The organism is Deinococcus arboris (genome assembly GCF_009755355.1).
In the GTDB taxonomy this organism is placed as follows: domain Bacteria; phylum Deinococcota; class Deinococci; order Deinococcales; family Deinococcaceae; genus Deinococcus; species Deinococcus betulae.
In genome coordinates this window covers 1-7,336 of the sequence record NZ_WQLB01000064.1, presented here as the reverse complement: position 1 = coordinate 7,336, position 7,336 = coordinate 1, and the positions used below count along the sequence as shown (strand labels likewise).

Annotated in this window: 7 protein-coding genes; 3 read left to right on the top strand and 4 right to left on the bottom strand. The window is 67.6% G+C overall.

From position 1 onward, the window contains the following. Nucleotides 1-53 precede the first annotated feature (53 nt). From GO986_RS22170 to GO986_RS22160, 3 genes are read right to left on the bottom strand one after another with little or no spacing between them, the layout of a single operon-like run. A complete protein-coding gene (locus GO986_RS22170) occupies nt 54-353 on the bottom strand; it encodes a hypothetical protein (protein ID WP_157461701.1) in 300 nt (99 codons plus the stop codon). Nucleotides 354-398: 45 nt separating this feature from the next. Then, nucleotides 399-1,391, bottom strand: coding sequence for a UDP-glucose 4-epimerase GalE (gene galE, locus GO986_RS22165; protein ID WP_157461700.1), 993 nt, complete (start codon nt 1,389-1,391; stop codon nt 399-401). A gap of 6 nt (nt 1,392-1,397) precedes the next feature. After that, a complete protein-coding gene (locus tag GO986_RS22160) occupies nt 1,398-2,513 on the bottom strand; it encodes a LacI family DNA-binding transcriptional regulator (RefSeq protein ID WP_157461699.1) in 1,116 nt (371 codons plus the stop codon). A gap of 80 nt (nt 2,514-2,593) precedes the next feature. Between GO986_RS22160 and GO986_RS22155 the strand changes: the two genes are divergently transcribed. Then, on the top strand, nt 2,594-3,784 hold the full coding sequence (locus tag GO986_RS22155; RefSeq protein WP_157461698.1) for an MFS transporter: 1,191 nt from the start codon (nt 2,594-2,596) through the stop codon (nt 3,782-3,784). A gap of 294 nt (nt 3,785-4,078) precedes the next feature. Here GO986_RS22155 and GO986_RS22150 read toward each other — a convergent pair whose 3' ends face one another. Next, entirely contained in the window at nt 4,079-5,284 is a 1,206-nt protein-coding gene (locus tag GO986_RS22150; protein WP_369409543.1) for a citrate/2-methylcitrate synthase, read from the bottom strand. Nucleotides 5,285-5,352: 68 nt separating this feature from the next. Here GO986_RS22150 and GO986_RS22145 point away from each other — a divergent pair, with 68 nt between their 5' ends. Beyond that, the gene (locus GO986_RS22145) at nt 5,353-6,687 is read left to right on the top strand and encodes a hydroxymethylglutaryl-CoA lyase-like TIM-barrel protein (protein WP_157461697.1); all 1,335 of its coding nucleotides are present in this window, start codon (nt 5,353-5,355) and stop codon (nt 6,685-6,687) included. Beyond that, a partial coding sequence (locus GO986_RS22140; protein ID WP_157461696.1) for a PPK2 family polyphosphate kinase occupies nt 6,684-7,336 on the top strand: 653 nt, incomplete at its 3' end. The genes GO986_RS22145 and GO986_RS22140, both read left to right, overlap by 4 nt.

Genomic DNA, 7,336 nt, shown 5'->3' with positions numbered 1-7,336 from the left:
AACTTCTCTTGCCCGCCCAGTCTTTGATGCAGGACGACCCCGGTTAAAACACATCAATGATTAAGACCGGCGCTCAATTGAATCAGTTGCAATTCTCCAAAATTCACTGTGATGCGCCTATCTACCATTTCCAACATCAGTGTTTCAGCAGACACATCGGCTTCGTGGATTGACCCGCTCCCAGGAGATAATTCCCCGAGGAAATCAATTTTTAGCAACGAGCAATTGCTCAGCTTGAGCCTGTATTCGCCGTAATGTCCCACAATGTCCAGATATAGAGTGCTGGTTTCCACTTCGTATTGGAGAAGATGCGTGTCTGAAAGGCACAGGATAGTTTTAATATCTGGCTTCATCAGACATCTCACGTTCTGACACCCTTGCTTGGCAGGAAATGAGTCTCATTTTCTGAAGTCGTGTGGATGCCTCTTATGCCACTCCCAGGCGGTCTGCACAATCTCTTGCAGGTCGGTGAACTGGGGCGCAAAGCCCAACTCCTGACGAATGCGCGCCGCGTCGGCGACTAAGCGGGGCGGGTCCCCGGCGCGGCGCGGGGCCACCTCGCGGGGGACCGGCGTGCCCACCACCGCGTCCACCGCGTCCAGCACCTCTTTCACGCTGAAGCCGTGGCCCAGCCCCACGTTGTAGGTGGCGGCCTGCTGCGTGCCTTTCACCAGCGCTTCCACCGCCAGCACATGCGCGTCCGCCAGGTCCTGCACATGCACGTAGTCGCGCAGACAGGTGCCGTCGGGGGTGGGGTAATCGTCCCCGAAAATCAGCATCTTCTCGCGCTGGCCCAGGGCCGTCAGGGCCGCCAGTTCGATCAGGTGCGACTTGCTGGCGTGGGCCTCGCCAATGTCGCCCTCAGGCGCCGCGCCGCAGACGTTGAAGTAACGCAGCACCACATACGGCAGCCCCTGGGCTGTATGGAAGGCGTGAATCATACATTCGGTCATCAGCTTGGTCTCGCCGTACACGCTCTCGGGCTGCATGGGTGCATCTTCAGGAATGGGCACGGCGTCAGTGGTGCCGTACACGGCAGCGGTGGAAGAAAACACCAGCGGAATCTTGCGCGTCTCCACAATCGCTTGCAGCAGATTCAGGCTGCCCACCACGTTGTTGCGGTAGTAGCGGGCGGGCGCGCGCATGCTCTCGCCGACCTCAATCAGGGCGGCAAAATGAATCACGGCGTCAGGCTGGTGGGCGACCAGGGCGGCCTTGACCGCCCCCTCATCCAGCAGATCGCCGCGCACCAGGGCTGCCTCGGGCGGCAGCGCCGCCGCGTGACCGCTGCTGAGGTTGTCAAAGACCACCACGTCATGCCCCGCCCGGCGCAGTTGCCGCACCGTATGGGACCCGATATAGCCTGCGCCGCCCACCACCAGAATCTTCATTGAGGTTCAGGGTAATGCAGCCGCCGCCTCGGCAGGCACCGCCGTGGTGCCGCGCACCACTAGGCGGGTGGGCAGGGTCAGTCCCTGAGCGGCCTCGCCGCGCAGCAGCGCCAGCATGGCCTCGCCCGCCGCCCGGCCCTTGTCGGCGGTGGGCTGCCACACGGTGGTCAGGTTCAGGGCCGGACTGCTGGGCAGGTCGTCGTAGCCAATCACGCTCAAGTCTTCGGGCACGCGGCGGCCCAGGGTCTGTGCGGCGCGCAGGGCGCCCTGGGCCAGCACGTCGCTCATGCACAGCAGCGCCGTCACCTCCGGGTGGGCGCGCAGCAGGTCCAGGGCGCGGGCCTCGCCTTCTTCTGGCGTGTTCTGCAAGGTCTCGGTGGGCCAGAGGCTTGCACCCGGCACCGCCGACACGGCGGCGCGGTAGCCCGACAGCCGCGCGGCGGTGGGGTGGTAGCTGATGCGGGCCTCCCGCTCAGGGGCCACTGGGCCAGCGGCGCGGGCCGGCGCCAGTTCCAGGCAGATGACCCCCAGGGTGCGGTGGCCCAGGGCCAGCAGATGCGCGGCGGCCTGGTGCGCCCCCCCAGCGTCGTCAATTCCCACACCCAGGGCCGCCGGGTGGGGGGCGTGGTCTACCAACACGGTGGGCAGTTGCCGCCCCAGCACGGCGCGCAGCAGCGGGCTCCCCTCGGCGGCGCAGTACACGATAAAGCCGTCCACGCTGGCGCTGCAGACCGGCCCGGTCGGGTCGGCGTCCGGCTCGTGGGGACTGGCCAGCAGCAGGGCATTCAGGGCCTCACCCTGAACGGCCCGCGCCACGCTGCCCAGAAACAGCGCGGCCGCCGGGTCGGCAAAGGCGTAATCCAGTGGGGCGTCATACACCACGCCCAGGACACCGGTGCGGCCCCGGCGCAGGCTGCGGGCCAGCGGGTCGGGGCCGCGGTAGCCCAGCGTCTGCGCCTCATTCAGGATGCGGCTGCGCAGCTCGGCGCTGAGCTGGTCGGGGCGGTTGTAGGCGTTACTGACGGTCGCCACGCTGACCCCAAGAGCCCGCGCCACGTCCCGCAGGGTCATGCGGCCGGCAGAGGGCCGGGGAACAGAGGCCGCAGGCTTGGCGGGTGACATGACGGCATGGTAGCGTATAGGCTACGTATCTGAATCGTTTCAGATACCTTCTTGCTTCTGCCTGTTCCCGAGGTTCCTCTATGACCCAGCCCAGCTCCACGCCGCCCGCCGCCGAGGCCGCCCGCCGCGCGGTCAGTGCCATCTTCATGGTGAACGGCGCTCTGTTTGCCACCTGGGGCGTGAATATTCCCGGCGTGCGCGACGCCCTGAATCTCAGTGCCGCGCAGATCGGTACGGCGCTGCTGGCGGTGGGCCTTGGCAGCATCTGCACCATGCCCTTTACAGGCGGCTGGACAGCCCGGTACGGCAGTCACCGTGTCACCTGGGTGGTCACGGTGGCGTGCATGCTCTCGCTGCTGCTGCCTTTTGTAGCGCCCAACCTCTTTGCCTTGGTGGCGGCGCTGGCCCTGCTGGGCGCGCTCAACGGCTGCATGGACGTGGCCATGAACGCGCAGGGCGTCACAGTGGAGCAGCGCCTGGCCCGGCCCATCATGAGCCGGCTGCACGCCTATTTCAGCCTGGGGGGTCTGCTGGGCGCGGGCCTGGGCACCTTGCTGGTGGGCCGCGTGCCGCTCACCACGCACGCTGGGCTGGTGGTGGGCGTGACGGCGCTGGTGGGCCTGGTGGCGGGCCGTTTTCTGCTGCCAGACCAGACCCAGGCGCCTGCCCCGCAAAGTGCCCAGGCCCCCCGGCGGGTCCCCCTCAGCGCGGCGGCCGCGCTGCTGGGCGTCCTGTGCTTTCTGGGCATGCTGGCTGAGGGCGCCAATTACGACTGGGCGGCGCTGTACTTCCGCGACGTGCTGAGCGTGCCGGGTGGACAATCGGGCGTCGGGTACGCCGCGTTCGTGGCGGCCATGACGCTGGGCCGCTGGTTCGGGGACCGCGCGCGCACCCGGTTGGGCGATGAGCGCACGGTGCGCGGCGGCGCCCTCCTGACCGCCGCCGGGCTGGCCCTGGCGCTGCTGGCCAGGGAGCCGCTGCTCGCCACGGTGGGCTTTGCACTCTCGGGTCTGGGCCTGAGCAACGTGGTGCCGGTGATGTACGGCGTGGCCGGGCACGCCCTGGCCGGGCGCGGGATTGCCCAGGTGGCGACCCTGGGCTACGGCGGCTTTCTGCTGGGCCCACCCGCCATCGGTTTCATTGCCGAGGAAGTCGGCCTGGGCGCAGCCCTGGGCCTGGCCCTGGCGGGCGCGGCCCTGATTGCGGTGCTGGGTGGCGCGGCCTTTCAACTCATCCGGGCCAGCACACCAGAGAGACAGACGGCGGCCTAACACACTGGTCATGCTGATGACCAAGGGGAAGTGCGAAGGACGCACTTGTAGAGTTGCGGCACTCAGAAGGCTTTGTTCTGGGCGTGTCATTTAGCGACGGGGGCAAGAAGCTAGTCCCCTTGGCCACTCTCTGAACTTTGAGATCAGCACACTGATTGACCCAGCCTGGATTCAGAAGGGTGAAGCTCTAGGAATCGCCTTCGCCGTCCCCTCAAACCAGTGTCGGCAGGGTGGAGGAGTACGGGTCGGAGGAAACCCCAGGCCAGAAGGCCCTCAACAAAGGGTGACTTTGGACTACACCCGGACCGGTCCCACATATCGGGCGCGGGGCCGTAGCAGCCCACCATTCTGACCTGCTTCCAGTGCGTGGGCCAGCCAGCCCACCGCCCTTGCCAGGGCGAACAGGGTCACGGCATCCTCGGCCGGGCGCCCCAGCAGGTGCGCCAGGGCGGCCAGCGCCAGGTCCACGTTGGGGCGTTCGCCCGTTTCAGCCAGAGCCGCTGCTTGCAGGGCGTGTGCCGCCTGGACGACGGGCGCCTCCGGAGCCGCTGCCGTCAGCGCCCCCAGCAGAGCGGCGGCGCGGGGGTCTCCCTCTGGGTAGAGGCGGTGACCAAAGCCGGGCAGGTGTCCCGTGCGCCGCCCCGCCTGACGCAGCGCGGCGCCGGCCCCTCCTGCCAGCGTGTCCTGCAGCAAGTCGTGGGCATGCAAACTGGCCAGGCCATGCCGTGGCCCCTGTAAGGCGCACAGCGCCGCCAGCGTGCAGTGCGGCAGGCTGGCCCCACTGCTGGCCGTCACCCGCGCCGCAAACGCACTGACATTCAGTTCATGGTCAGCCAGCAGCACCAGGGCGCGGCGCAGCAGGTCGGCGTGGCCCGGCACCCTCCAGGCACGCGCCAGGCGCTCATGCAGCGGCAGATCAGGCGCCGGGGGCACGCCCGCCTGCCGCTCGGCCGTGGCGTATAGCAGGTTCAGGGTGCGGGCCGCGTGGCGCACCCTGGCCTCGGGCCGGGCGTCCAGGGCCGCTGGGTCGTGTGCGCCTGCGGCTGTCAGGGCGTGCCCCAGCGCTTCCAGGGCGCTGGCGCCCCGCTGAGGCCGGCTGAGGTTCAGGCGGGCGCGCAGCGGTAAGGGGGCAGGCTGACCCTGCTCGCCAGTCCAGAGCAGGGCCGCCACCTCCTCCACGGTTGCCCGCTCGGCCAGGACCAGGGCGTCGTGGCCCCGGTACAGCAAGTGGCCGTCTGTCAACGCGGTCAGGGCGCTGTCCAGCACAGGGGCGCCCCAGTTCAGGCTGCCCTGGAGGGCGTCCTGCACCGCTGTCTGGGGGTCGCGGCGCGTGGCCTGCCGGGCGGCCAGGGCCTGCACATCACCGGCGTGATAGCGGCGCTCGCGGGTGCCCGCCGGTCCCGGCTCGCTGCGAATCAGGCCACGCGAGACATAGGCGTACAGGGTGGCAGGTTTTACGCCCAGGGCGGCGCAGGCCTGCGAGGTGGTCAGAGACGACACCTCTTCAGGCTAACATTGATTCCTCAATCAAGATTGACGACACATCGGCCCCGGCCTACCGTGCAGCTATGACCCACACGCCTGTTCAGGATGTGACGGCCCCCGACCTCTTTCCTGCCGCCTTTCCCGAAGACGCTTTTCCGCAGGTGGTGTGGGCACCGAATGAGCGGCCGGCCTCGCTGCCTGCGCAGGCCTGGACCACCGAAACCACCCACCGGGACGGGCAACAGGGCGGCTTGCCCCTGACCGTCGAGACTGGCCTGGCCATCTACGACCTGATGGGCCGCTTCTCCGGTCAAAGCGGTGCCCTGCGGCAGGCCGAGTTTTTTGTGTATCGCCCTGCTGACCGCGCCATGCTGGAAGGCGCCCTAGAGCGCTGGCACGGCGGTCACCCGGTCGAGCCCACCACCTGGATTCGGGCCACCCGCAGCGACGCGGCGCTGGTGGCCGGCCTGGGGGTCCGGGAAACCGGCATGCTGGCCAGCGCCAGCGACTATCACACCTTTTACAAGTTCACGCCGGGTGGGCGGGCGCAGGCGGCGCGCACCTATCTGGACGCCGTGCAGGCCGTGCTGGACGTTGGCTTACGGCCCCGGCTTCACCTGGAAGACGCCACCCGCGCTCCGCGTGAATTTATTCTGCCCTTTGTCGAGGCGGTGCAGACCCTGGCGGCCGCCTATCCTGCTGCGCAGGCGCCCCGCATCCGGGTCTGCGACACGATGGGGGTGGGCCTGCCCCTTGACGGCGTCGCCTGGCCGCGCAGCGTGCCCCGCCTCATGCGCGACCTGCAAGCGGCCGGCGTGCCCGGCGAGTTACTGGAGTTTCATCCCCACAACGACACACATCTGGTCGTGGCGAACAGCCTCTCAGCTGTCATGGCCGGGTGCGCCGCCATCAACGGCACCTTACTGGGCAAAGGCGAGCGCACTGGCAATGCGCCGCTCGAAGGCGTGCTGCTGCACCTGATGGGCCTGGGCCTGAGCAGCGGCGCCGACTTCACGGTTCTGAACGAGCTGAACAGTCTCTATGAAGAGCTGGGGCAGGGCGTCCCCGCCAAATACCCTCTGTATGGCCGCGACGCCCACCGCACCCGCGCCGGGATTCATGCCGACGGCCTTAATAAGTTCTGGCCGATGTACGCGCCGTTTAACGTCCCGGCGCTGCTGGGCCGACCGCTGGAGCTCAGCCTGACCAAAGACAGTGGCCTGGCTGGCCTGATTTTCCTGATTAAGGCGCACACGGGCACCGAGTTACCCAAAGAGCATGCCGGCCTGCGCGCACTGCACGCCCAGCTGTCTGCCGAATTCGATGCAGGCCGGCAAACCGCCGCCGAATGGGAGGAAATCGCTGAACGTGCCCTCAAGCTGACCGCACCGGACGGGGTGCTACCCTCCGGGGCATGAACCCTGAGGACTACCGCGTGCGGCCCGGCAAAGTGGTGAAGTTGCGGCACTGGGCCACCGATGACGACGGCGGGCTGTCCAAGGACGAGGGGCGCCGGTTAACGGAGACTCTGCTGCCCCAGCTGGCCGATTGGCAAGAGCGCCTGTTTGCTGAAGGGCAGCAGGCGCTTTTGGTGGTCCTGCAAGCCCGCGACGCTGGCGGAAAAGACGGCACGGTCAAGCACGTGTTTGGAGCCATGAATCCCAACGGCGTGCGGGTCGCCAATTTTAAGGTGCCCACTGAGGTCGAGCGCGGCCATGACTTCCTCTGGCGGGTCCATGCCCAGGTGCCCCAGCATGGTCTGGTCTGTATTTTTAACCGCAGCCACTATGAGGATGTGCTGGTGCCGCGCGTCGGTGGCCTGATAGATCAGCAGACCGCCGAGCGCCGTCTCAAGCAGATTCGCCACTTCGAGGCTCTGCTGACTGACAGCGGCACCCGCATTCTGAAGTTCTACCTGCACATTAGCCCAGAGGAACAGAAAGAGCGGCTGCAAGCGCGTCTGGATGATCCAACCAAGCACTGGAAGTTCAACCCAGACGACCTGTCAGCCCGGAGCCAGTGGGCGGGATACACCGAGGCGTACGAGGACGCCCTGACGACCAGCAT

Coding starts and splice junctions, on each gene's coding strand:
- GO986_RS22170 (WP_157461701.1), bottom strand. CDS start 353: ATGAAGCCAGATATTAAAACTATCCTGTGCCTTTCAGACACGCATCTT.
- galE (WP_157461700.1), bottom strand. CDS start 1,391: ATGAAGATTCTGGTGGTGGGCGGCGCAGGCTATATCGGGTCCCATACG.
- GO986_RS22160 (WP_157461699.1), bottom strand. CDS start 2,513: ATGTCACCCGCCAAGCCTGCGGCCTCTGTTCCCCGGCCCTCTGCCGGC.
- GO986_RS22155 (WP_157461698.1), top strand. CDS start 2,594: ATGACCCAGCCCAGCTCCACGCCGCCCGCCGCCGAGGCCGCCCGCCGC.
- GO986_RS22145 (WP_157461697.1), top strand. CDS start 5,353: ATGACCCACACGCCTGTTCAGGATGTGACGGCCCCCGACCTCTTTCCT.